14 protein-coding genes are annotated in these 26,099 nt (G+C 72.8%); 5 read left to right on the plus strand and 9 right to left on the minus strand.

Going from position 1 to position 26,099, the window contains the following annotated elements; genetic code table 11:
* The first annotated feature begins 210 nt into the window (after window positions 1–210).
* From AC3YNX_RS05365 to AC3YNX_RS05380, 4 genes are all read left to right on the plus strand, one after another.
* Window positions 211–2,091 (plus strand): AMP-binding protein, encoded by a 1,881-nt coding sequence (locus AC3YNX_RS05365; RefSeq protein WP_489994817.1) that lies wholly within the window; start codon window positions 211–213, stop codon window positions 2,089–2,091.
* Complete coding sequence (locus tag AC3YNX_RS05370) at window positions 2,088–6,920, plus strand: beta-ketoacyl synthase N-terminal-like domain-containing protein (RefSeq protein ID WP_489994818.1); 4,833 nt, start codon at window positions 2,088–2,090, stop codon at window positions 6,918–6,920. The genes AC3YNX_RS05365 and AC3YNX_RS05370 overlap by 4 nt, the downstream gene beginning before the upstream one ends.
* Window positions 6,917–8,455 carry an acyl-CoA carboxylase subunit beta gene (locus AC3YNX_RS05375; RefSeq protein ID WP_489994819.1) on the plus strand — a complete coding sequence of 513 codons (1,539 nt, stop codon included), beginning with the start codon at window positions 6,917–6,919 and terminating at the stop codon, window positions 8,453–8,455. Before AC3YNX_RS05370 ends, AC3YNX_RS05375 begins: the two co-directional genes overlap by 4 nt.
* Before the next feature lie 237 nt (window positions 8,456–8,692).
* On the plus strand, window positions 8,693–10,285 hold the full coding sequence (locus AC3YNX_RS05380) for an alpha/beta hydrolase-fold protein (RefSeq protein WP_489994820.1): 1,593 nt from the start codon (window positions 8,693–8,695) through the stop codon (window positions 10,283–10,285).
* A 235-nt stretch (window positions 10,286–10,520) separates the two neighbouring features.
* Here AC3YNX_RS05380 and AC3YNX_RS05385 read toward each other — a convergent pair whose 3' ends face one another.
* The 7 genes from AC3YNX_RS05385 to AC3YNX_RS05415 form a co-directional block, all read right to left on the minus strand.
* Entirely contained in the window at window positions 10,521–10,898 is a 378-nt protein-coding gene (locus tag AC3YNX_RS05385) for a hypothetical protein (protein WP_489994821.1), read from the minus strand.
* A 196-nt stretch (window positions 10,899–11,094) separates the two neighbouring features.
* Entirely contained in the window at window positions 11,095–14,238 is a 3,144-nt protein-coding gene (locus AC3YNX_RS05390) for an arabinosyltransferase domain-containing protein (RefSeq protein ID WP_489994822.1), read from the minus strand.
* A gap of 58 nt (window positions 14,239–14,296) precedes the next feature.
* Window positions 14,297–16,306, minus strand: a complete 2,010-nt coding sequence (locus AC3YNX_RS05395; protein ID WP_489994823.1) for an arabinofuranosyltransferase — start codon at window positions 16,304–16,306, stop codon at window positions 14,297–14,299.
* Between the two features lie 120 nt (window positions 16,307–16,426).
* Window positions 16,427–19,459 (minus strand): arabinosyltransferase domain-containing protein, encoded by a 3,033-nt coding sequence (locus AC3YNX_RS05400; protein ID WP_489994824.1) that lies wholly within the window; start codon window positions 19,457–19,459, stop codon window positions 16,427–16,429.
* On the minus strand, window positions 19,378–20,133 hold the full coding sequence (gene dprE2 / locus AC3YNX_RS05405) for a decaprenylphospho-beta-D-erythro-pentofuranosid-2-ulose 2-reductase (protein ID WP_489982373.1): 756 nt from the start codon (window positions 20,131–20,133) through the stop codon (window positions 19,378–19,380). Before dprE2 ends, AC3YNX_RS05400 begins: the two co-directional genes overlap by 82 nt.
* Window positions 20,130–21,518, minus strand: a complete 1,389-nt coding sequence (gene dprE1, locus AC3YNX_RS05410; protein WP_489982374.1) for a decaprenylphosphoryl-beta-D-ribose oxidase — start codon at window positions 21,516–21,518, stop codon at window positions 20,130–20,132. Before dprE1 ends, dprE2 begins: the two co-directional genes overlap by 4 nt.
* Window positions 21,519–21,574: 56 nt before the next feature.
* Window positions 21,575–24,214: an arabinosyltransferase domain-containing protein gene (locus tag AC3YNX_RS05415; protein ID WP_489994825.1), complete on the minus strand. Its 2,640-nt coding sequence runs from the start codon at window positions 24,212–24,214 to the stop codon at window positions 21,575–21,577.
* 145 nt (window positions 24,215–24,359) lie between these two features.
* Here AC3YNX_RS05415 and AC3YNX_RS05420 point away from each other — a divergent pair, with 145 nt between their 5' ends.
* Window positions 24,360–24,800: a GtrA family protein gene (locus tag AC3YNX_RS05420; protein WP_489994826.1), complete on the plus strand. Its 441-nt coding sequence runs from the start codon at window positions 24,360–24,362 to the stop codon at window positions 24,798–24,800.
* On the opposite strand, the gene AC3YNX_RS05425 is transcribed toward AC3YNX_RS05420, so the two are convergent.
* Together AC3YNX_RS05425 and AC3YNX_RS05430 are read right to left on the minus strand one after the other, a co-directional pair.
* Window positions 24,797–25,207: a DUF2304 domain-containing protein gene (locus AC3YNX_RS05425; protein ID WP_489994827.1), complete on the minus strand. Its 411-nt coding sequence runs from the start codon at window positions 25,205–25,207 to the stop codon at window positions 24,797–24,799. The genes AC3YNX_RS05420 and AC3YNX_RS05425 overlap by 4 nt on opposite strands.
* Complete coding sequence (locus AC3YNX_RS05430) at window positions 25,204–25,923, minus strand: glycosyltransferase family 2 protein (RefSeq protein ID WP_489982378.1); 720 nt, start codon at window positions 25,921–25,923, stop codon at window positions 25,204–25,206. Before AC3YNX_RS05430 ends, AC3YNX_RS05425 begins: the two co-directional genes overlap by 4 nt.
* Window positions 25,924–26,099 lie beyond the last annotated feature (176 nt).

Consider the following 26,099-nt stretch of genomic DNA (forward strand, 5'->3'; position numbering starts at 1 on the left):
ACACCGGACGAACCTCACGGCCACTGCCGGGGTCCCGGGCCGTGGTGTGAGACCGCTGTAACATACCGCGGGGCGTTCGCGCGGGGGTCAAGTCAAGCAACGGTGCGGTCCGCCGCGCCGCAACGCTGAGCGACCTTACGGGCCCAGAGCCGGGCAACAGGGAGCCAGCGTCGCGCCGACATTCGCGAGCAGCTCGATCGAGGAGGTTCCATGACGGGTCACTTGTCCGTTCAGGATACGAACGACGGCGGGTCCGAGGTTCAGGCCCTGACAGGTGGTGACCTGGTGGCCGGGCTCTCCCGCGGCACCGTGGTGGACCACCTGGAGGCGATGACCGCTGCGCGCGGCGACGCGCCCTCCTTCACCACTGTGGACTACTCCACCGAGGCGGACGGTACCCGGACCACCCTGACCTTCGCCGAGCTCGGCGTGCGGGTGCGCGCCGTGGCCGCGCGCCTGCAGCAGGTGGCCGAGCCCGGCGCGCGGGTGGCCATCCTCGCGCCCCAGGGCATGGAGTACATCGTCGGCTTCTTCGCCGCCGTCCACGCCGGCCTGGTCGCGGTGCCGCTGTTCGACCCGGAGGAGCCGGGGCACTCCGACCGGCTGCACGCCGTGCTCGGCGACTGCGCGCCCACGGTGGTGCTCACCTCCACCTCGGCCGCACCGGGGGTGCGAGCCTTCTTCAAGGCGGTGCCCGCCGCGCAGCGTCCCCGCACCATCGCCGTCGACGGGGTGCCGGACTCCCTGGCCCAGTCCTGGACCGCCCCGCAGCTGGACCGCAGCTCGATCGCCTACCTGCAGTACACGTCCGGTTCCACCCGGGTGCCCGCCGGTGTGGAGATCACCCACGGTGGCGTGCTCACCAACGTCATGCAGATGGTCACCAGCTTCGAGGTCCCGCCGGAGACCGGGCGAGGCGTCAGCTGGTTGCCGCTGTTCCACGACATGGGCCTGCTCGTGGTGATCATCCCGGCGATGATCGGCCGCCCCTGCGCGGTGATGACCCCGCGGGCGTTCGTGCAGCGTCCGCTGCGGTGGATCAAGCTGCTGGCCGAGGCGCCCGGCGTGATCGCCGCGGCACCGGACTTCGCCTACGAGCACGCCGCCCGCCGGGGCCGCCCGCCCGAGGGTGCCGATCTCGACCTCAGCGGGGTCGTCGCGCTGATCAACGGCAGCGAGCCGGTGCGGCCGTCCTCGCTGCAGCAGTTCCAGGACGCCTTCGGCCCCTACGGGCTGTCGCCGTACGCGCAGCGGCCCTCCTACGGCATGGCCGAGGCCACCCTGTTCGTGGCCGCCAGCACCGCTGGCCAGCCTCCGAGGGTCAGCCACTTCGACCGCGACCAGCTCGGTGCCGGCAAGGCGGTCGAGGTGGCCGCCGACGCGCCTGCGGCCAGCATGTACGTCGCCGTCGGGGACATGTCGGTGGAGCAGGAGTCCCTCATCGTCGACCCGCAGACCTGCGAGGCGCTGCCGGACGGCTCCGTGGGCGAGATCTGGCTGCACGGGGAGAACATCGGCGCGGGCTACTACAACCGTGCCGAGGAGACCGAGCAGACCTTCCGCGCACTGGTGGCGGGGAGCACTGACGGCAGGCACTGGCTGCGCACCGGCGACCTGGGCACCATCGTCGACGGCCAGCTCTACATCACCGGCCGGGCCAAGGACATGATCATCATCGGCGGGCGCAACCACTACCCGCAGGACGTGGAGTTCACGGCCACCGAGGCCAGCAAGGTGCTCCGCTCCGGCTTCGTGGCCGCGTTCTCGGTGCCCGCCGCCGACGGTGCCACCGGCTCGGCCGAGCAGCTGGTCGTGGTGGCCGAGCGGGCCTCCGGCCAGGGCAAGGCCGACCCCGAGCCGGCCATCGCCGCCGTGCGGGCCGCACTGGCGCAGCGGCACGGCCTCAGCGTGCGCGAGGTGCTGCTGCTGCCAGGGGGCTCGATCCCACGGACCTCCAGTGGAAAGATCGCCCGACGAGCCTGCCGCCAGCAGTACCTCGACGGCACCCTGCGGGGTGCTCCCCGCCCCGGCGCGTTCCCGGACGTGCAGGATGACACGCACGAGACGGAAGAGACACAGGTGACTGCATGACCGGAGCGCCAGGAGCGGGGACCGTGCCCGGCCAGCCCATGACCGTGGCTGCCCTTCGTGGGTGGCTCGTGGACTGGGTTGCCGGGAGCACGGGACTGCCTCGTTCCGAGGTCCGGGAGGACCGGCCGCTGGAGGAGTTCGGCCTGGCCTCCCGCGACACGGTGGCGCTCTCCGGCGAGCTGGAGGAGATGCTCGGCGTCACCCTCTCGGCCACCCTGGTGTGGGAGTACCCGACCATCGCCGCCCTCGCCACGCGGCTGGTCGAGGGTGAGCCCGCGGTGGAGGAGCTCAGCGGATCGTTCTACGACCACGACGGCACGTCCGGACCGGCGTCCCTGGACGACCAGGTCGCGGTGGTGGGCCTGGCGGCCCGGCTGCCCGGTGGAGTGCGCTCGCCCGGCCAGCTCTGGGAGCTGCTCAGCGGCGGGGTGGACGCCATCAGCGAGGTGGAGGCGAGCCGGTGGGAGGCCTTCGCGGCCAACCCCGAGCAGGCGGCGGTGCTGGAGCGCACCAACGTCCACGGTGGCTTCCTGGACGACGTGCAGGGCTTCGACGCGGAGTTCTTCGGCATCGCCCCGCGCGAGGCTGCGGCGATGGACCCGCAGCAGCGCCTGGTGCTCGAGGTGGCCTGGGAGTCGCTGGAGCACGCCCGCATCAACCCCGACGACCTCCGGGGCAGTGCCACCGGCGTCTACGTCGGTGTGTCCACCCACGACTACGGCCTGATCACCACCGCCGACCTCGGCGGGCTGGATGCCTGGACGGCCACCGGCGCCGCGGGCAGCATCGTGGCCAACCGGGTCTCCTACATGCTCGACCTGCGCGGGCCTAGCATGACGCTGGACTCCGCCTGCTCCTCCTCGCTGCTGGCCGTGCACCAGGCAGTGCGCAGCCTGCGCTCGGGCGAGACCGACATGGCGCTGGCCGGCGGGGTGAACCTGGTGGTCGCCCCCACCACCACAGTGGTCTTCGACCAAGCGGGGGCACTGGCGCCGGACGGCCGCTGCAAGGCCTTCGACGCCTCCGCCGACGGCATCGCCCGCGGTGAGGGCGCCGGAATGGTGGTGCTCAAGCGGCTCAGCGACGCCCAGCGCGACGGCGACGAGGTGCTCGCCGTCATCGCCGGCTCCGCGGTGAACTCCGACGGCCGCTCGAACGGGCTGATGGCGCCGAACCCGGCGGCCCAGGCCGACCTGCTGCGGCTGGCCTACCGCGACGCCGGGGTGCACCCCAACCAGGTGGACTACGTGGAGGCCCACGGCACCGGGACCCTGCTCGGCGACCCCATCGAGGCGCGGGCGCTGGGCGCGGTGCTGGGTAGCGGGCGCGACGCGGACAAGCCGCTGCTGCTCGGCTCGGCCAAGACCAACTTCGGCCACCTCGAGGCGGCCGCCGGCATCACCGGGCTGATCAAGGTGGTCCTGGCGCTGCAGCAGGGCGCCATCCCGCCGAGCCTGCACTTCACCACCCCCAACCCGCACATCCCCTTCGAGCGGGCCCGGCTGTCGGTGGTCACCGACCTGCACGAGTGGCCGCGGCACAGCGGCCAGGCGGTGGCCGGCATCTCCGGCTTCGGCTTCGGCGGCACCAACGCCCACCTGGTGGTGCGCGAGGCGCCGGCCGTCGAGCCAGCGGCGGAGTCCTCCGGCTCGGCCACCGCGGTGCTCGCGCTGTCCGCCCCCACCCGGCAGCGGCTGCAGGACGCCGCCGCCGACCTGGCCGACTGGCTGGTCGACCTGCCCGGGCGCGGTGACTCGCTGGCGTCGGTCGGGCGGGCACTGGCTCGGCGCACCCATGGCCGCCACCGAGCCGCACTGGTGGTGCAGAAGCACGACGAGGCCATCGAGGCCGCGCGCGCCGTGGCCGAGGGCAGCCCGGGCCCGGGTGTGCACCGAGGTGTCGCCTCCGACGTGAGCGGCGCGGTGTGGGTGTTCTCCGGCTACGGCTCGCAGTGGCACGGCATGGCCCGCGACCTGCTCGCCGGCGAGCCTGCCTTCGCCGAGGCGTGGGACGAGCTGGAGCCGCTCATCGAGCACGAGGCCGGCTTCTCCCTGCGCGAGGCGGTGCAGGCCGCGGAGCCGGTGACCGGTCTGGACAAGGTGCAGATCGTGCTGTTCGCGGTGCAGGTCGGCCTGGCTGCGGTGCTGCGCAAGCACGGCGCCCGGCCGGCTGCCGTGTTGGGCCACTCCATGGGCGAGGTGGCCGCGGCCGTCGTCGCCGGCGGGCTGGACCTGGAGAGCGCAGTGCGCGTCATCGTCTCCCGCTCCACCCTGCTGGCCGAGATCAACGACCTCGGTGCCGGGGCGATGGGCCTGGTCGGCATGTCGGCCGCCGAGCTGGCCGAGCTGGCCTCGCGCTGGCCCTCGGTGAGCGCAGCCGTGCACGCCGCGCCCGCCCAGACCACCATCGCCGGTGACCGCGACGAGGTGCGTGCGCTGGTGGCGCACGCCGAGTCGCTGGGGCGGCTGGCCCGTCTGCTCGACGTCGGCGGCGCCGGACACACCTCCGCCGTCGACCCGATGCTGGGTGAGCTGACCGCGGAGCTGGCCGGGCTGGAGAGCAGCGCGTGCGAGGTGGTGCTGTTCTCCTCGGTGACCGGTTCCCAGTCCGCCGGGCCGGGCATGCCCGCGGTGCACGGCTCGGACTACTGGACCACCGGGGTGCGCCAGCCCGTGCTGTTCGCTGAGGCGGTCGCCGCCGCGGTGCAGGCGGGGTACACCAGCTTCGTCGAGCTCTCCCCGCACCCCGTCACGCTGCCCTCGGTGGGGGCCACCGCTGCGGCCGAAGGCGTCAGCGACCCGTTGCTGGTGGCCACCCAGCGCCGCAAGACCGACGGTGTGGCCACCCTGCGGGGCGCGCTCGCCGAGCTGCAGGTGCACGGCCACGAGGTGAACCTGCGCATGCTCCACGGCGAGGGTCCGCTGGCCGACGTGCCCCGCACCGCCTGGCAGCACACCCGGCACTGGACCGAGTCACGACCCACCGCCGCGCTGGGCTCGTCCTCCGCGGTACCGCCGCCCGGCGTCTACGTGGCCCTGCCCGACGGCAGGCACACCTGGCAGAGCAGTGCGGGCACGCCCACCGAGACGCTGGTGGCCGCCGCGGCCACCCAGGCGCTGGGTGCGGGTGCCACCGTGACCACCCTGCAGGTGCACCAGCTGGCGCCCGGGGCCGGAACCCCGGTCACCACCATCCTGCTGCAGCACCCCGGGGGTGCCTCGGTGCAGGTGCACGCCCGGCTGGACTCCGGGGTGGAGACCGCCGACGGGCTGCCCACCCCGCCGTTCTGGGTGCTCCTGGCGGAGGCGGTGGTGCAGTCCTCCGGTGCCACCGAGGTAGCCGTGCACGGCGGCGCGCTGCAGCCCGCGGACGCCCCGGAGCCGGAGCGGACGGTGGAGCCGGAGGCACCTCAGCCGGTGGAGACGCTGCGTCGCATCATCGCCGAGGTGCTGGGCTACACGTCCAACAAGCTGCCCAGCGACGTCCCGCTCACCGAGCTGGGGCTGGACTCGCTGATGGCGGTGCGCATCAAGAACCGGGTGGAGCACGAGCTGGGCACACCGCCGGTGGCCCTGGAGAGCCTGCGCGGGGTGAGCCTCGGCGACCTGCAGGCCCAGCTGGACGACCTCGCCAACGGTGGCAGCCCGGCTGGGTTCGCCGGCACCATGCAGGACGGGCTGCCCAAGGTGGCGGCCGTGGGAGCGCGGGACGCTGCGGAGCGCTGGGTGACGGCGCAGTGGAACGCGGTGATCGGCACGCCGATGCCGGGCGTCACCAACCCGCTGCCCCGACGCACCCCGGGCCAGGTGCTCGACCTGGCCGCGGCGCTCGGTGGGCGCTGGGCGGCCAGCGTGGACCAGGGCGCGGTGGCCACCGCGGGCAGCCTGGCTGAGCTGGCCGACGAGGTGCGTCCACTGATGGAGAATGCCGCCGGCACCGGCCTGGTGCACGTGCTCAGGGCCTCCGTCGTCGCCCCCGGTGAGACCGAGGCTCCGCCGCTGTTCCTGTTCCACCCGGCCGGCGGTTCGTGCTCGGTGTACGAGCCGCTCATCCAGCTGCTGCCGGACGACCAGCCGGTGTTCGGGGTGGAGCGGGTGGAGGGGCCGATGTCCGAGCGCATCGCCCACTACCTGCCGCTCATCCGCCAGCACGGCGGGCAGGGTCCCTACCGCCTCGCGGGATGGTCCTTCGGCGGCGCGCTGGCCTTCGAGGTCGGCAGGCAGCTGCGTGAGGAGGGTGCCGACGTCGAGCTCATCGCGATGCTGGACACCGTGCAGCCCTCCGAGCGGGTGCCCGCCGGGGCCGAGGAGTCCCTCGCCCGGTGGCGCCGGTTCGCCGCCTACGTGGAGCGCACCTACGGCCAGCCGGTGCCCCTGCCGGAGCGGGAGCTGCTCGCCGCCGACGACGAGGAGCAGATGGAGATCGTGCTCGAGCTGCTCAAGACCGCTGCGGTCAAGGCCGGGGCCGGCGGCATCAGCGCCGGGGTGCTGGAGCACCAGCGCACGTCCTGGGTGGACTCCCGGGCGGTGGAGCAGCTGGACCCGCAGCCCTACCCGGGCCGGGTGGTGCTCTACCGCGCGGAGCGCATGCACGACGGTGCCATCGAGCTGGAGCCGCGCTACACCCACGTGGAGCCCGACGGTGGTTGGGCCGGCGCCTGCCCGCAGCTGGAGGTGGTCACCGTGGGCGGGGACCACTTGGCGATCATCGACGAGCCGGTGGTGTCCAAGGTGGCCGACCACCTGGTCGCCACCCTGGCCAACCTGGCCCCGCACGACACGGCCTCCGGCCGGGACACCACGAACAGGTCGGAGGAGGCTCAGGGATGAGCACTGCGGAGAAGCTCGACGCCCTCGAGGCGATGCGCAAGGCCAAGACCACCCAGGGCTCGTCCCGGGCGATCGCGGCGCGGGCGGAGGCGGGCCTGCCCACCGCCCAGCAGCGCATCGACATGCTCTTCGACCCGGGCAGCTTCGTGGAGACCGGCGAGCTGGCCCGCAAGCCCGGGGCGGAGAACCCGCTCGGTGACGGCGTGATCACCGGCTACGGCACGGTCGACGGCCGACCGGTGTGCGTGTTCTCCCACGACGCCACCATCTTCGGCGGCAGCCTCGGCGAGGTGTTCGGGCGCAAGGTCACCGACCTCATGGACCTGGCCATCAAGATCGGCTGCCCGATCGTGGGCATCAACGACTCTGGTGGGGCCCGCGTGCAGGAGGGCGTGGTGGCGCTCGCGTTCTACGCCGAGATCGGGCTGCGCAACGTCCGTGCGTCCGGGGTGGTCCCGCAGATCTCCATGATCATGGGGCCCTGTGCGGGCGGCGCCGTGTACTCGCCGGCCATCACCGACTTCACGGTGGCGGTGGACAAGACGTCCTACATGTTCGTCACCGGCCCCGACGTGCTCAAGTCGGTCACCGGCGAGGACGTGTCCTTCGAGGAGCTCGGCGGTGCCACGGCCCAGGGCGAGGGCGGCAACGTGCACCACGTCGCCGCTGACGACGCCGACGCGGTGGAGTGGGTCCGGGAGCTGCTGAGCTTTCTGCCCAGCAACTACAACGGCCAGGCGCCGGTGCTGCCCAGCGACTTCGACGACCAGCTCACCGACTCCGACCGTGAGCTCGACGCCGCGGTCCCCGACTCGGACAACACCGGCTACGACATGCACGAGATCGTCGGCCGCCTGGTGGACGACGGGCACCTGCTGGAGATCTCGCCGACCTTCGCGCCCAACCTCATCACGGCGCTGGCCCGCATCGAGGGGCGCAGCGTGGGAATCGTGGCCAACCAGCCGATGCACCTGACCGGGGCGCTGGACATCGACGCCTCGGAGAAGGGTGCGCGCTTCGTCCGGTTCTGCGACGCGTTCGGCATCCCGCTGGTGACCGTGGTGGACGTGCCCGGCTACCTGCCCGGTCTGGCGCAGGAGCGCGGCGGCATCATCCGGCGCGGCGCCAAGCTGATCTTCGCCTACTCCGAGGCCACCGTGCCCAAGGTGACAGTGGTGGTGCGCAAGGCCTACGGCGGCGGCTACGCGGTGATGGGGTCCAAGCACTTCGGTGCGGACGTGAACTTCGCCTGGCCCACCGCGCGGATCGCGGTGATGGGCGCCGCCAGCGCGGTGGCGCTGCTGCGCCGGCGGGAGCTGGCCGCGGCCGGTGACGGGGCGGCAGCGCTGCGCCAGCAGTACATGGACGACTACAACGCCACCACCGCCACGCCCTACGCGGCGGCCGAGCGCGGATACGTCGACGCAGTGATCGCGCCGTCGAGCACCCGGCTGCAGCTGGCGGCGGCGCTGCGCGTCCTGCAGAGCAAGGTCGACGAGCCGCACCCGCGCAAGCACAACACGATGCCGTTGTAGCGAGCCGCTGCGTCGGTCCAGGCCGGAGTCCTCTTCGGAAGACGTTGTCCCGCAAGGGCAGGACGATCGTCTGCAGCTGGTCTGAGGATTTTCGTCACGGAGCAGTGCTTGCACCGTTGTACAAGTGAGGGTTACCGCTACTATCCACCCGGCGGTTTGCCCGTCGTACCGTGGAGTTCATGAAGTCCGTTCCGCCTCGGGGGGCGGTTGGTGAAGTGTTACAAAGGAGTCTCTTCCATGCCCATCTCCTCCTCTTGGCGGAAAGCGGTCGGAGTGTGCGCAGCCGCACTCGTGCTGCCCCTCTCGGCAGGTGTCGGTGCGGCGAGCGCCGCGCCCACGCCGTCCCCCACCCAGGTGACCCCCGGCGTCCCGATCGCCGGTGCCAACGGCGCCTACGTCATCGGTGCCCCGGCCATCGCCGGGCAGCTGGCCCGGTTCAACGTCTACTCGCCGTCCATGGGCCGTGACGTGCCGATCCAGGTGCTGCTCCCCGCGGGCTACAACATCAACGCCGCGACGACCTACCCCGAGCTGTACCAGCTGGACGGGCTCCGGGCAGACGCGAACATCACCGACTGGACCCGCAAGGCGGACACCCAGGGCTTCTTCGCCAACAAGAACGTGCTGGTGGTCCAGCCCATCGGTGGGTACGGCAGCTTCTACCAGGACTGGCAGACCGACGACCCGGGCATCCTGGCGCAGGCCAAGCAGAACCCCGGCTCCCCGGTGGGCACGCTCAAGTGGGAGTCGTTCCTCACCAAGGAGCTGCCGTTCGTCATCGGCAACGCCTTCCACGGCAACGGCCAGCGCGCCATCTCCGGCCTGTCCATGAGCGGGTTCTCCGCCTTCTCCCTGGCCGCCAAGCACCCGGGGCTGTACAAGGCCGCGGCCTCCTACAGCGGCTACCCCGACATCCAGGGCTTCGGGCTGCCGGAGTACCTGCGCTACGTGCTGGGCGCAGAGAGCGGCGCGACCAACCCGGACAACATCTGGGGTCCGAACAACTCGCCCGCCTGGACCGCCAACAACCCCACGGTCCAGGTCGCCAAGCTGAAGAACGTCAGCCTCTACATGTCGGCCGGTACCGGTGGCAACGGTCCCTACGACGAGGCGCTGGGCTTCCTCGGCCTGAGCAGGAACTACGTGGGTGCCCTCATCGAGGTCATCTCCAACTACTCCAGCCAGAACTTCGCCCAGGTCGCCGGGGCCAACAGCGTCGCGGTCACCACCGACCTGACCAACCCGGGCGTGCACGACTGGCCCTACTGGAGCGACCAGTACAAGCGCTCCTGGCCGCAGCTGGCCAAGGCCATCGGCGCCACCGAGGGCGTTGCCGTGACGGGCGCGATCGCGGTCAAGTGGAACCAGCTGGGCGGGGCCAACAGCCTGATCGGCACGCCGACCAGCGCCGAGCGGGACGTGCCGGGCGTCCCCGGTGCCCGCGTGGCCAGCTTCACCAACGGTGAGATCTACTGGTCGCAGGCCACCGGCGCCCAGGCGGTGCAGGGCGCGATCCGCGCCCGCTACAACGAGCTGGGCGGCCCCACCGGGCTGCTCGGCCTGCCGGTCACCGACGAGCGCACCACCCCGAACGGGGTGGGCAGGTTCAACCAGTTCCAGGGCTCCGGCGGCGGCTACATCTACTGGACGCCGGGCACCGGCGCCCACGAGGTGTACGGGCTGATCCTGGAGGAGTGGGCGCGCCAGGGCTACGAGAACTCCAAGTACGGCTTCCCGACCCGCGGCGAGTTCGACATCCCGGGCGGTCGGCAGACCAACTTCCAGAATGGCTTCATCCAGTTCGTGAACGGACAGATCATCGCGTCCTGATCGAGCACGCTCCCTGCGGAGCTGAGGCGTCCACTGAGGGCCCCATCCACATCGGATGGGGCCCTCAGTGCTGCGCCACTGCCTTGGGGCGTCTGCAAGTACCACCATGCGGGCTCGGCGGGGTCTGCAACCGCCACCAACCGGGCAGGGGCCGACCGGCGTGCCTGCGCGGGCTACCGCGCCGTGAAGGGTGGAGACGGGGAGAAGCCGTCCTTGCGTGCCCTCAGCGCCTCGGTCAGGGCCGCCACCAGAGTGGTTCCGCCAGCGTCCCCAGCGCGACCATGCTCGCGCCCACCGGCCACAGGCTGGCGTTCTCGGTGGCGCTGTCGACCATGGCGTTGACCGACCAGACCACCGTGAGCACGACGGTGATCGCGGCAGCCGTCGTCCAGGGCAAGCACCGCCAACCACCGACGGCCGCGACCACCCCGAGCGTGAGGGCGAGTCCGACGACCTGCCACGCCTGGTACGGCCCATGCTGGTAACCCTCAGCGTCGACGTACCTGGCCCGGTCCCAGGCGAGCCATCCGCCGTAGGCGATCGCTGTGGCCAGTCCCGCCGAGACGGCGGAACCTCGTCGGTTCAGCGCTGGTTGCCTGGAGCTCGGGGGCATGGGCATCTCGCTCGGGTCCGGGGACGGAAGGTCAGCCAGCTGCCCGGGGTGCAGTGATCACACCCGCAGGAACATCGGCTGTCGAACGCCTCGATGGTAGGGCGGGGCCAGGCGCAACGGGTGACAGTGCCGGGACGCTGGGTGGTACTTGCAGACGGTCCCGGCGGCGCTGGGGTGGTCTGCAAGTACCACCCAGTCAGCTAGGTACTGGGGAGCTCAGTCCGCTCACCGGTGCGGTGGTGCTGGCCAGCTGGGCGGGCCGGGCCGTGGAGCTCCGGGGCACCAGCTCGGTGAGCGCACCCCAGTCCCGGGCCCAGTCGCCGGCGAGGTAGGTGCCCAGGTCGCGCGGGGCCGCGACCAGCTCCAGCCACCCGAGCGGCCCGCCCCCGCTGGCGTCCTGCCACCGGCTCGCGTCACGGGCCAGGAACTGTGCCGGGCTGATCCGGTAGGTGGGGATCTCGGCGACGCCGTTGACCACCGCGAAGGGCCGCTGGCACGGGAACGCCAGCGGTACCACCCAGTCGAGCAGCACCGGCTGGCTGGAGCCGACCACTGTGTTCAGCGTCTGCATCTGTGGCACGCGCGGTGGCGTCACCGCCAACCACGCACCCGGCTGCAGGGTGGACACCACCGCGCGCACCCGCACGGAGTCCACGTCGTCGGGCAGGTCGGCCAGCGGCACGCGCAGGTTGCGCCACGTCGGGCTCGGCCCCGGGTCCAGCGGCACGTAGGCGCCGGTCTGCTCGACGGCGGCACCGCTGCTGCGGCCGTACTCCACCACCAGGGAGGTGCCCGCCGCCGCGGTGGTGCCGGCCGCGGTCAGCACCACCAGCGGTTGGTCGGCCGAGCGCGCGGGCAGGCGGTACCACGACGAGGTGAGGCTGGCGTCGCCCTGTGCGCCGGGCGCGTAGCTGCCCAGCACCGGTACCTCGGGCCCCAGCGCGAAGGGCAGCGGCGCGGGGGTCGCCGGGTCGAAGCCGGTGGCCTCTGCCGAGCGCACCGTGCGCTGGTCGGGCATGGGCAGCGGGTCCTGGCTCACCGGCACCCCGCCCGGGGTGAACCCGTCGTTCGTGACACCGCCGAGGGCGTCCGCTGCCGAGCCGCCGGCCACCGGGGCCAGCACGCTGCCGCTGGGGTCGCGCTCCACCAGCACGTCGTTGGCCAGCGCGCAGGTGTCGCCACTGATGGCCTGCAGGTTGGACTTGCCGATGGTGTAGGCCGGCCAGCGCTGCACCATCGCCTTGGCGAAGACCAGCACCTCGCAGATCACCACCAGCCAGCAGATCACCGCGAGGGTGCCGGGCGCTAGGCCGGCGACCCGGGCCCGCAGCTGGCTGGAGCGTGCGGCGGACGGGCCGTCTCGCAGGTGCTCCCACACCGCGAACAGCGCCGCCAGCACCGCCAGGCCCAGCAGGATGCTGCTCACCTGGTAGCCGGCGATCGTGCCGGGGCGGTCCACCCAGGTGATGCCGTAGCTGGCGGTGTACCACCAGTTGTTGGAGCCGGTCGCGGCGAGCGCCAGCGCCACCAGCACGACGCTGAGGAACACGCCGAAGTTCCGGCGCCGGTGCCGTGCAGGCGCCCGCACGGCGACCACGGCCAGGGCCGCGACGCAGGCGCCGACCCCGGCGAAGGCGCCGAAGTGGTGGGTCCACTTCGTCGGAGTCAGCGAGATGATGGCCAGCGAGAGGGCGCCGGCGCCCAGCAGCCGCTGGCTCGGGCCCAGGGCCGCGCCGGGAACGCGGCCGCGGCGCAGCATCACCACGAAGATGGCCACCAGGCAGAGCAGCAGCAGCAGCACCGGCAGCCGTCGGGCGAACGCGCCGTCAGCACTGAAGTTGTTCATCAGCGTGACGTAGCGCTCGATCTCGTCGTTCCAGTGCCGACTGCCCCCGTAGCTGGTGCGGACCTCGGTGGACTGCAGGACGCTGTGCAGCGTCTGGTCGGCAAAGACCACGTAGAGCACGGATAGCCCCATGGCGACCAGCGGCGCCAGCACCGGCAGCACCCCGAAGTCGCGCACCTTGCTGCGCAGCAGGTGGAACAGCGGTCGCACTGCCGCCAGGAGCACGGCTACGCCGATCAGGCCGGTGGGCCCGGCAGCCAGGGACAGCGCCGCGACGAGCAGGGCCACCGCGGCCGGCAGCAGCCGCTTGGTGGCGATCGCCCGCTCCACCGAGCACCAGGTGATGAGCGTGCCCAGGGCGATGATCGGCTCGGGCCGCAGGCCGTTGTTGTAGGGCAGCCAGAAGAGCAGCAGCACCCCTGCCGCGGTCCAGGTGGCGGCGCTCGAGCTGCGCACCTGCCGGCCCAGCCGAGGCAGCACCTCGCGACTGACCAGCAGCCAGCACACGATCGCCGCCACCAGCGTGGGCAGCCGGATCCACGGGCTGGCGGTGCTGACCTGGGTCATCAGGCTGATCAGCTCGTAGGACCACCCGAAGGGGGCCTCGGGCACGTCGAACCAGCGGTAGTAGTTGCCCATGTAGCCGCTGTCGCGGGCGGCGCGCGCCATGGTGAGCAGGTAGCCGTCGTCGGAGGTGTTGGCGCCGATGACGTACCAGACGCCGAGCACCGCGAGCACGGCCGCATCGCACCAGCGCGGCACCCACCAGCGTGCGGGCAGGGCACGGATGTGCCGGCGTCCGTCCACCCGCTCCATCCGGTACAGCGCCGCCAGCGACCCGATCGCGCACGCCGCACCCACCAGCATCAGGACCAGCTTGAGCGGGGTGGGGCTGGTGGAGTAGCGGGTGTCCACCTCGGCGGTGACGGAGAGCCCAGCCGGAGGCGTCCCCTGGACCTCGGTGAACACTCCGACCACCTGTGGCCTGAGGTCGGTGGTGAAGCTGCGCGTGGTCTCACCGATGCGCACGGTGGTCTGCTCGGCGGTGGACGCGATGCTCACCGAGCAGTCGCTGCCGGCCAGTGCGCTGACCGGCACGCTCAGCAGCGCCTGGCCCCTCGACAGCACGGCGAGCGCGCCGTCCTTGGTCTGCACGGTCAGGCCGAGCTGGGCCGAGCCGGGTGCGGTGGAGGGCACCGTGGTGAGCAGGTCCTGGCCACCCGCGGGCGCGGCGGTGGCCAGGGAGCAGGGCACGGTGACGTCGAGCCGCTGCGGGAAGTAGGAGGACAGTGGCGCGGTGACCGGGTCCAGCGTCCCCTGCTGCGGCCAGCTGATGGTGGCGCTGGTCTGGGAGACCGGCAGCAGCGGCGTGGCCACGGCCAGCAGCGTCCCCACCACGCCGAGCACGGCAGCCAGCAGCACGGCCCACCGCGGTGCCCCCGCGCGCTCGGGGTTCTCGGGGCGAGCTGCGGCCGCCTGTGCTGTCAAGGTCACGACCAGTGAGCCTAGGTGGTGGGTCAGGCCTTGCTGACCGACGGGCTCACCGTGGCGTTCACTCGTCTCGCACCACGACGGTGAACGGTCCGACCCGGGTGGTGGTGAACGCAGGGTGGTCGAACAGGGCCTTGGGCAGGACCACGGTGTAGAAGCGCACGTTGGGGTTCGCCGGGTAGGCGTCGGCGGAGAGCTGGAGGCTGTAGCCCGCGCCGTCCTCGCGCAGGACGAACACCTGCGGCGCTGGCCACGCGCTGGCGTCGAGCTGGCGGAGCAGGTCGGTGGGGTCGGTGGATGCGGCCCAGCGCTGCACCTGCTCCGCTCGGGCGGGGAACTCGGCGAGGGGGTTGGCGTAGTGCGGAGACACCATCTGGAATCCCCGGTACGGGTAGAAGGACAGCCAGCGGTAGTCGGTGCTGAGCACCACCACGTCCCGTGGAGGGCGCTGGGTCTGGCTGCGGATGACCGCGTCCAGCTGTGGGTAGAAGGCGGCGTCACCGGCAGGCGCGCCGTCGGCGCGTGTTCCGTCGGCGGTGGGGTCGGTGTAGGCCCGGCCGATCTCGGTGGACAAGGTCGCCGGGATCGCCTGCGCCAGCCCGAATGCTCCGGCCAGCGCCAGCACCACCAGCGCCGTCCCTGCCGGGCGCAGCAGGTCCTGCCGGTGGCGGGCACGCAGCTGCGCGGCCACCCCCTGGGCCGCGTCCAGCACGCCCAGTGCACCTGCGCAGGCGAGGAGCACCTCCAGCGGTGCCTGCAGGCGGAAGCTCAGCAGGGTGGTCTGGGCGAACACCGCGAGCAGCGACAGCAGCGACCACGCGTAGACGCAGAGCACACCGATGCCCAGTGCCTGCGCCACCGGTGAGCTGCCAGCGCGCAGCACCAGCCACACGGTGCCGACCAGGCAGAGCAGGCCCAGCATCGACGGCACCGTCATCGGCAGCATCAGGTAGGCGCCGTAGCTGGGCAGGTAGCGCTGGGCCGCGCCAGAGCTGGGCCCGCCCTGCGCCACTCGCCACAGGTAGGGCGCCCACACCAGCAGGGCCAGCGTCCCGGCGACCAGCGCCGCCGGCACCAGCCGCACCAGGACGGTGAGCGCCGCTGCCCGGCCTCCGCCCGGGGTGCGGCGCCCAGCGAGCCAGGCCGCCAGCAGGGCCATCGTCGTCACCACCAGCGTCCACAGCCCCAGGTAGAGGGTGTAGAACATGGCCGTGACGCCGAGAAAGACCCCGGTTGCCACCATCGACGGAAGCCAGCGCCGGCGGCCACCGCTGGCGCGCAGGCCCGTCCAGGCCACCACCAGCACCGGTGGAGCCACCATGGCCAGCACCGCGGCGTAGGGCTCGGGCGCCCCCACCGGGACGGCCACCACTGCGCTGGTCGCGGCCACCACCACGGCGTGGTCCGGTCGCAGCAGCCGTGCCCAGAGCACCGCCGCCACCACTGCGCCGACGGCCAGCGTGCCGATGGCCAGGGGCTGGTAGATCTGCCAGCCCGGCAGCCCCAGCCCGTCGGCCAGGCGCCCACCCACCCAGAACCAGCCAGTGGGGTAGTAGGACGGCAGGTCGGCGTAGCTCATGTCGCTGCCGCCCGGGCTGCCCAGCGCGGCGGAGTCGGTGAGCCGGGTGAGCAGCTGGGTGCGGAAGTCCTGGTCGACGCTCACTCCGTTGAGGTACAGCCGAGAGCCCCCCAGCGGCACCGCGAGCACCACGCTGACCAGGGCAGCCAGCGACGCCCAGGACAGCACCGTGCCCAGCAGGCGCCATCGTGGCGCGCGCACCAGCAGCACCGAGGCCGCCAGCGGGACGAAGACTGCGACCAGGGCCACGACCACCACCGCGGAGCGCGTGGCCGAGACGGTGGGCGGGGCCAGCGTCAGCCGGCGCGCAGCCAGCTGGACGGCCGTGGTGCACAGCAGCGCCACCAGCGCCGCCGCCAGCAGCACGACGGTGCGACGCCCGCGGCGCGGTGCCGGGCCAGGGGGCGCCGGCCGACCCGGGCTGGCGGCCGTGCGGCGCAGACCCACAGCGCTGGTCCGCCCATCGGTGCTCTCTGCGGCCTCGGCCCTCATGCTCGCTGATTGTTCTGCCCACCGGGCCTTCGGCACCACTCGAAAGCCAACCCGTAAACACCCGGTGACCAGGCGTAATGGCGCCGCGGCGGGATCAGGCAGCCAGCCCGAGACGCTAGGTCAGGTTGCAGGCACCAGCAGTGACGGCTGCGTGGACCAGCTCTGCCGGGTCACGTCGTGCTCGACTGCGGCGGTGAGGGTGCTGGAGTAGCGCGGCTGCATGCGGTACAGGTGCGCGACGTCCGTGGTCGAGTCGTTGCTGAGGTAGGTGGGGATCTCCACCAGCTCGGTCACGGCCGCCACCCCGGCGAACGTCCCGCCGGCGCCAGGGGCGTAGTTCACCTGTCCGCCGTCGACGTAGCCGCCGCTGCCGGCGAGCCGGAAGTCGGCGACCTCCGCCCGGCCGGCCACGGCCTGCGGCTGGGCGGTGCAGGGGAAGTAGAAGGCCGACGTCCAGTCGGTGGCCACGGTCCGTCCGGCGGTGAGCTCGGCCAGCGTCTGGGTGACCGGGACCCGGGGCGGGGCGACCAGCAGCGCCGGACGGCCCGGGCGGGCGGTGTGTGCTGCCACCAGCCGCACCTCGGTGGCCTCCGGGGCGACGGCGGACACGTCCACCCGTGCGTCGGTCAGCGCGGGACCGGGCGTGAGGGGCACGTCCACCGGAGCTGCCCCCGGGCCCGTGCGGAGCTGGACGGTGAGGGTGGTGGCTGGGTCGGGTGCGCCCTGGGCGGCGACCACCAGCGGCACGGTGCCGGTGCGCGCCCGCTCCGGCAGGGCGACCCAGGTGGTGCTCAGCCGGGAGGTGCCGGTGGGCGCCGACTGCCAGGCAGGTAGCTCGGCCCCGGCAGCCACCGGGGCGAAGCCGCCGGTGGTGGGAGGCTCCGTGGCGGTGCCCAGCACCCCGTCGGCCTTGCGGGGCTCCACCAGCAGGGCCTGCTCCAGCGAGCAGGTGCTGCCGGTGAGGCTGGCCAGGCCTGCGCGCGGGACGCTGTAGGCCTCGCCGCGCTGCTGCAGCACCACGGCGAACGTGCCGACCTGCGCCAGCACGGCCAGCACCAGGGCGGCCACCACCAGCCCGGCGGCACGACGGGCGGCGGCGGCGTCGCGCTGCGGTCCGCGGCGACCGCGCCAGGTGCCCCAGACCACCACGCCGAGCGCCACCAGCACGCCGAGCACCATCACCAGGGTGCTCAGGCCAACTCCCCCCAGCGCCGGCGGGCGCCCACCGAAGGGCACCGCCAGGGAGGACAGGTACCACCAGGTGTTGTTGCCGTAGAGGGTGAGTCCGAAGACCACGCCGGCGCCGGCGTACACGGCAGCACGGCGGGCGGGGGAGGTGTGCGCGGCGGCAGCGGCAGCGTGCACGGCGGCCACCAGCACGGCCGCCCCGAGCACCGCGAACGCGCCGAAGTGGTGCGTCCACTTGGTGGGGGTGAAGGCGATGGCGGCGAAGCAGAGCAGGAACGTGAGGGTGAGCAGGTGGCTGACCCGCCGGTTGAGCCCGGCCACGGTGCGGCCGCCCACCGTGGTGAACAGCAGCAGCGCGGCACCGGCCAGGCTGGCCAGCAGCGGCAGTCGGCGGAAAAGCGATCCCTCGATGTAGCTCTGGTTGGCGAGGGCCTGGTAGCGCGCCAGCTCCTCCTGCCAGCCCAGGCTGGGGCCGATCTCGGTGCGGGCGTGGTTGGCCGACAGCAGTGCCGCGAGGCTCTGGTCGCCGCACATCACCAGCAGCGATAGCCCGACCGAGGCCAGCAGGGCGGTGGCGGCGGCCAGCAACTGCAGCGCGGGCAGCGTGCGCAGCCAGCGCAGCAGCGGGACGAGCATCGCCAGGAAGGGCAGGAACGCGATGACCCCGGTGGGTCCCAGCCCGAGGGTGAGCCCGGCGGCGAGGCCACCCAGGGCCAGTGGCAGCACGGTGCGGGTGACCCGGGCGCGGTCGACGCACACCAGCACCAGGGCGGCGCCCAGCGCGATCAGCGGCTCCGGCCGCACGCCGCTGTTGAACGGCAGCCACCACACCAGGAACGCCGTGGGCATGGCGACCGCCACCAGCAGGGTGGCGCGGGCCCGGAACAGGCGTGGTGCCAGCAGCCGGCTGAGCACCAGCCAGCTGAGCACGCCGGCCACCAGCGCGGGGAGGCGCATCCACACCGGGTCGGCGCTGATGGCGGCCCACCACGAGTAGGGCTCGTAGAACCAGCCGAACGGCGCCTCGGGGGCGTTGAACCAGTGCGAGTAGTTGCCCACGAAGCCGGCCTCGCCCCGGCCCCGCAGGATGCCCATGATGTAGCCGTCGTCCACCGTGGACGGGCCGATCACCGCCCAGACGGCGAGCACCAGGGTGACCACGCCGTCGGACGCCCGGGGTCGCCACGCCCCGGCCGGGGCCCACGGCAGCTGCCGTCGGTGCCGCTCACCGCGGCGCACCAGCGCCAGGGCGGCCACCAGTGCGACCACCGCCGCGGCACCCAGCAGGTACTTCAGCACCGACGGGGAGGTGTCGAAGCGGGTGTCGGCCACGGTCTCGGCGGAGAGGCCGTCCTGCCCGTCCAGCGGGGTGAAGAACCCGACCACCTGGGGACGCTGGTCGGCGTCCACGCGGGCGAGCTCAGCGCCGTCGGCGGCCACCACCTGGGCCTGCGGGGTGAAGCTCAGCGTCAGCCGGTTGCAGGAGGCGGGCAGCGCCACGTCCGTGGCCAGCGGCGACCCGTTGGACAGCACGGAGAGCCCGGTGCCCACCTTGTCCACCCGGAGGCCGGCGGGGGAGGTGGAGTCCAGCGGGTAGGTGGACAGCACGGTGCCGTCGACGGCGGCGGCCACCGCCGTGCACGGCAGGCTGACGTCCAGCGCCATCGGCTGGTAGGGCAGCAGCGGCAGGGCCGCCGCCGTCCCGTCCGTGGCGCTCGCCCAGGAGTAGCTGGCGGTGTGCTCGGTGACCGGGGCCAGCACGAAGCCCAGCGTGCACAGGCCGGACAGGACGGCGAGCAGCGTCACCAGCAGGGGACCCCGGTCGCGGTCGCGCGGGGCGGGGGTGTCGGAGCGGGGCGGTGCGGGGCGCTCGGTGGTGGTGGTCAGACCGGCAGGCGACGGAAGATCGGTCGCGGGACGTGCCGCAGCGTGCTCATCACTGCCCGCAGCGGTGCCGGTGCCCATGCCTGCTCCTTCTTGTTGCGCACCACGTCCAGGATCACCTGCGCCACAGCCTCGGGTGTGGTGGCCAGCGGCGCGGCGTCCATGCCCTCGGTCATCCGGCTGCGCACGAACCCGGGGCGAACCACGGCGACGTGGATCCCGGCCGGGCGCAGGGCCTCGGTGAGTCCGGTGTAGAACGCGTCCAGGCCCGCCTTGGTGGAACCGTAGACGAAGTTGGACCGGCGCGGACGCTCCGCGGCCACGGTGGACAGCGCCACGATGGAGCCGTGGCCCTGCGCCTGCAGCCGCTCGGCCAGCAGCACGCCCACCGACACCGCGCCCACGTAGTTGGTCTCCGCCAGCGCCACGGCGGCGGTGACGTCGGTCCACGCCTGCTCCTGGTCACCGAGCAGGCCGAAGGCCACCAGCGACACGTCGACGTCCCCGCCGGCGAAGCACTGCTCGATGGCCTTGGGGTGGGTGTCGGTGGCGCGGGCGTCGAAGTCCACCGACTCCACGGTGGCACCTAGCTCACGCAGGGTGACCTCGGCGGCGTCCCGCCGGTCGGAGGGGCGGGCGGCGAGGATCACCCGCAGCGGGCGGCGCCCGGCGTAGGCGGCGGCGGTGGCCAGCGCGATCTCCGAGGTTCCTCCCAGCAGCAGCAGCGTCTGGGGGTTTCCAACAGCGTCGATCACAACAGCTCCAGCCTTCGTGCCATGTCAGAGACGAACATTCCGTGGGGGTCGACCGCGCGACGCACCTCGCGCCACTCCTCCAGCCGCGGGTACATCGCCGCGAAGGTCGCGGCGGTGGTGCGCGACTCCTTGGCCAGGTAGAGGCGGCCGCCGGCGTCCAGCACCCGCTGGTCCAGCTCGCTGCACAGCTCGTGCAGCCCGGCGGTGATGGGCAGGTCGACGGTGATGGTCCAGCCGGCGCGGGGGAACGACAGCGGCGCCTGGTTGCCCTCCCCCATCCGCTTGAGGACGTTGAGGAAGGACACGTGGCCCGACCCGGCGATGCGCTCCATGATCTGGCGCAGCTCGGCCCGGGCCTCGAAGGGAATGATGAACTGGTACTGCAGGAACCCCTTGGAGCCGTACGCCCGGTTCCACTCCCCGAACATGTCCAGCGGGTGGTAGAAGGCGGTGAGGTTCTGCACCATTCCGCGGCCGCGCTTGGGGGCCTTGCGGTACCAGACCTCACCGAGTGCGCCGAAGGTCAGCTTGTTGGCCAGGCCGTTGGGGAAGACGTCCGGGAAGCTGAGCAGCTGCGGTGCCTCGAACTTCAGCGGGTCGTGCGCGAGCTTGGCGGGCAGCTGGTCCACCGTGGCCAGCGAGCCCCGGGAGAACACCGCCCGGCCCATCTTGGGCCCGGTGGTGATGGCGTCGAACCAGGCCATCGAGTAGTCGTAGCCGGCGTCGGAGCCGTTGCTGAACAGCTCCAGGGTCTCCTCGAAGCTGGCGGTGCGGTCGGAGTCGACGAGGAAGTACGCGCTCTGGGTGTGCTTGAGCTGGATGCGCGCGCGCAGGATGACGCCGGTGAGGCCCATCCCGCCCACCGTGGCCCAGAACAGCGGAGCGGACTCCCCCTCGGGGGTGAGCGTGCGCACCTCGCCGTCGGCGGTGAGCAGGTCCATCGACAGCACGTGGTTGCCGAAGCTGCCCGCGGTGTGGTGGTTCTTGCCGTGGATGTCCGACGCGATCGCGCCACCGATGGTGACCTGGCGGGTGCCCGGCAGCACCGGCACCCACAGGCCGAAGGCGATGGTGCGGCGCATCAGGGCGTCCAGGCTCACCCCGGCGTCCAGGTCCACCACGCCGGTGTCGGCGTCCAGGGAGTGGAAGCGGTCCAGGCCGGTCATGTCCAGCACGGTGCCGCCGGCGTTCTGCGCGGGGTCGCCGTAGCTGCGGCCCAGGCCGCGGGCGATCAGGCCGCGCTCTCCGGCGTCGCCCAGCGCGTCGAGCACGTCCTGCGGGGTGCGCACGGTGCGGACCGTGGACAGCGTGGGAGAGGTGCGCCCCCAGCCGCTGAGTGACCGCTGGGTCGTCCCTGACGGGGAGTGGGGCTGGGTCGCAGGCATAGGTCTGCAGGTTACCCGGTGGTACCCCCAGAGCCGGTCACCCGTGGTCGACGTCGCTACGGGGTGTTCACCGCGTGGGGGCTGTTGTCGCGGCCGGTGTAGTCGACGGTGGCCAGGGTGGGCAGCCGAGCCCAGCCCGAGCGCTGCACCGTGCCCACCTGCACGTCCACCAGACCCACCGGCAGCGGGTACGACAGCTCCTCGAGGTGGCCCCACTTCAGCCTCGGCGCCCCGGGGCTGGGAACCAGGGTGGTGTCCAGCTCGGTGCCGGTGGCGGTGCGGGAGATCGCGGCGAACACCCCGCCGTTGAGCTCCGTGTAGGCGTTGGCGGCGGTGGCGGCCTCCAGCTCCTCGCCGGCCTGGATGCGGTAGCGCGGCGCCTGCACCATGCCGTCGCGGGCCTGCACCTGGCGCACGCACGGCCACAACGCCGCCGTCACCTGGTCGGCGAGCACGGCTGAGTCGGCCAGCAGGGTGGCGGCACTCTGCTGGCGGCCGTCCTGGTCGACCTGCACGTGCGGGGCGAGGCCGCACCGGTCGCCGGTGAGGAAGTCGAGGTTCACCGCGGCCACCGAGGGCCCGGGGTGCTGGCGCAGCGGCGCGACGACGAACACCACCAGCGACAGCACCACGCCGAGGGCGGTGGCCCCCCACAGCACCGTGCGGTCGGCGGTGACCGCGGTGGGTGTGCCGCGCGTGCGCCGCCGCCACGCCCACCCCAGGCCCAGCCCGGCGACCACCAGCCACAGCAGCGGGCTGCGGGGCTGCAGCAGGCCGAGCTGTGGGGCGGTGGACCAGCGCTGCAGCGGGGTGTCGACCAGCACGTGGGTGCCGAAGGGCTGCCCCCAGTCGCTGAACGGTCGCCAGCTGTTGGGCCCGGCGAACGCCGCGGAGGCGGCGACGACGGCGAACCCGGCCGCGAGCACGCGGGCCGACGTCCGGGAGCGCCGCGGCAGCGGAGTGCTCAGCAGCGCCAGGGCCAGCAGCACGGTGGCGGGTGCGGCGATCGCCCCGAAGTGGTTGACCCACTTGGACGGGGTGGGAGCCAGCGCCACCAGGGTCAGGACCACCACCGTGGCCTGGGCGAGGGCCAGGCGCCGTAGCGGCCCCAGGCGGCGACCGCTGCCCACGGTGACCAGGGCGGTGACCAGGACCGCCAGAGTGAGCAGCACCGGCAGCCGTACCGACCACGGCGAGCTCATCAGGCTGACGTAGTGCTGGAACTCCTCGTACCAGCGGTAGCGGAAGTAGTAGTAGGTGCGCACCGAGGTGCCCTCGATGACGTCGCCCAGGGTGGCGTCGGCCAGGCCCACGGGCACCAGGGCAGTGGTGGCGGCGCCCAGCGCGAGCACCGCCGCCACCCGGTTCAGCCACCCGGTGGCCCGCAGCCAGCGCCATCCCCAGGGCAGGTGCAGCAGCAGCGGCGCGGCCGCCACCAGCGCGGTCGGGGACGCCGTCAGCGTCACCGCGGCCACCGCGGTGGCCACCACCACCAGCCCCACCGACCGACGCAGCCGGCCCAGCTCGCTGAGCGCCAGCACCAGCGCGCCACCGAGCACGATGAGCGGCTCGGGTCGCAGGGTCATCCCGTAGGGCAGCCACCACACCAGGTGCGCCAGCGCCAGGGCCCACGGCGCCCGGGAGTCCAGCCGGCTGCTCCGGCCGGCCAGGTAGTGGCGCAGCAGGGTGCCCAGCAACACCCGGAGCACCACGTAGGTGAGCAGGCCGTAGACCAGGGGGAGCACCCGCATCCAGAGCAGGCTCCAGCTGCCGGCCACCCCCCACGCCTGCATGGCGTACTGGCTCAGCACGAACGGGTTCTCCGCGCTGTTGAACATGTTGATGTAGTTGCCCACGGCACCGGTCTCCGCGGCGTTGCGAGACATCAGCAGGTACCAAGAGTCGTCGATGTTCACCGGCGCCAGGAACATCCACGCCACCGAGGCCGCCGCCACGAGGGCGTCCGGCACCCGGGGGCGGGGCCAGGCCACCGGCGCCCGGCGCAGCCCCGGCCAGGCCAGCAGCGCCGTGGCCAGCAGCGCCAGCAGGCTCAGCGCGTGTGCCACCAGCAGCACGATCTTCAGCGTGGTCGGGCTGGACTGGTAGCGGGCGTCGGTGTGCAGCTGCACGCTCAGGCCGGTGGCCGCGGCGCCGGTGGCGCTGGTCGCCAGCTCGGCCACCTGGGGCACCAGCAGGTCGGGCCGCTGGGCGAGCACCATCCCGTCCCGCGCCACCTCGATCCCGGAGCCGTCCGCACGCACCTGGTAGGTGCAGCCGCCGGCGGGCAGCGGCTCGTCCACCAGCGTGGCGCCGGAGGCCACCACCGTCACCCGCCCGCCCGCGGCCGCCACCACCAGCCCCTGGTCGCGCCCGTGAGCCGCGTCGGCCGGCAGCGTCCGCAGGGCCTCACCGGGGCCGGCGGCCCCACCTCCCACGGCAGCCGAGGCGCCGGCAGTGCTGGATTGCTCGAGTGCGGTGCAGGGCACCGTCGCCGTCAGCTCCAGGGGGCGGTACGGAGACAGCGGAACGATGGTGGAGACGGGTTGCTGCCCGGCCTGCGGCCACGTCACGACCGGATCGTCCACCCGAACGGGTGCCAGCACCGCCAGCACCCCGAGCACGATGGTTGCCACCGCGAGCGTTGCGACCCCCCAGCCGATCCGTGATCGCCAGCCACCGGCTGTGCGAAGGATCATGCGAGGGACTGTAACCGGCGATGCGGTGCACGGCCTGGGGGCGCAGTCGCGCGCCGGTGACCAGCCGGTACTGTCGATCCGAGTGCGCCCTTCGGGCGGAGGGCACCAGCCCCAGCACGCGTCAGCGCAACACCTGAGGAGATCCGTGGCTGCCACCGAGACCGTCGCGGTCCAGCTGCCGCTGCGGACGCAGCTGGTGCGGTTCGTCATCACCGGTGGGCTGTCTGCCGTCGTCGACTTCGGCACGTACCAGCTGATGCTGCAGCTCGACGTCTACATCCACCTGGCCAAGGCCATCAGCTTCGTGCTGGGCACCACCACCGCGTACCTGATCAACCGGCGGTGGACGTTCCAGTCCCAGGGCGGACGCGGCCAGTTCGCGGCGGTGCTGCTGCTCTACGCCGCAACCTTCGCGGCACAGATCGGCGTCAACGCGCTGGTGCTGCTGTACGTGGAGCACAACCTGGTGGGCACCACGCTGGCCTACGTGGTGGCGCAGGGCACCGCCACCGTCATCAACTTCGTGGTGCAGCGCATGGTGATCTTCAAGACCCCTGCCGCTGCTCCGGCCGTTCCGACCGACTAGCTCCCTGGCCAGGCGTCGGCGTCCGGGTCCCTGGGCTCAGTGCCGTCCGAGGCCGCCTCCACCCGATTGCGCAGGCGCTCCAGCTCCAGGCGCATTGCGCCCGTCTCCTCGGCCAGCGTCCGAGTCTGCTCCTCGAGCTCGCCCACCTCCCCGGACAGCTGCAGGGAGATGGCCAGCAGCACCACCAGCGACACCAGGAACAACAGGTTGCTCGGGGTCTGCACGCCGGCGAGGTCAGCGGCCCGGAACAACAGGGACGGGAAGATGGCCAGCACCATCGCGCTCAGGGCGACGGCCACCCAGATCGCCGCGTACTTCTCGCGCAGTCGCCGGCGGCGGAGCAGCTCGAACACCAGCACCAGCAGCACCGCGGCGAGCACCAGCGACCCGACCGCGAGACGGCTCACGCGGCACTCCTCAGCTGGAGGTCGCGAGGATCGGTCTCGGGCACCTGCCGGAACAGCGCGAGGACCACGGCCACGCCCACCCGCAGCAGGTAGAGGGCGGCGCGGGCCGGGCTCTGGCTGGCGGCCCCGGCGGCCCGCACCCGCATCTCCACGGGAACCTGGGTGATGGTCAGCCCCACACGGTGGGCGATGACCAGCGACTCGACGGTGTCACCGAGGTACTCCTCCGGGTAGTGCCGGGCGAACACTGGGATGGCGCGGGGGCCGCTGACGCGGAAGCCCGAGGTGGGGTCAGTGAGCCGGGTGCCGGTGACGCGGCTGAGCACGGCGGCGAGCAGCCGCATCGCCCACCGCCGCGGTCCCTTGGCCTGGTAGGTGCCGCGCCCGGCGAAGCGTGCGCCGACCACGACGTCGGCGGTGCGGGCCGCGTCCAGCAGCTCGTCGATCTCGGCGGGGTCGTGCTGGCCGTCGGCGTCCACCTGGACGACGTAGGACACCCCGTGCGCGTGGGCGTAGCGGAATGCCGCCCGCATCGCCCCGCCGACCCCGAGGTTGAACGGCAGCCGGAGCACGTCAGCGCCGGCGGCACGGGCCACGCTGGCGGTGCGGTCGGTGGATCCGTCGTCGACCACCAGCAGGTTCGCGCGGGGGTGAGCACGGCGCACCTGCTGCACCACCTGCGCCACCGAGGCCTCCTCGTTCAGCGCAGGAAGCACCACCAAAACCTGCCCCACCGGGCCAGCGGGTCGCCCCACAACCGCACGCCTCGCTTCTGTTGGCATCACTAACTGAACGGTACTCAAGCGGCGGAGCCCCGATCGAGGGCGCGCCGGTCATTTCCCGCTCTGCGTCCCAATTACCCCGTGTCACTGGAAGTTTGGTGGCCTGTGCT

Source organism: Rhodococcus sp. Z13_19A (assembly GCF_058133575.1).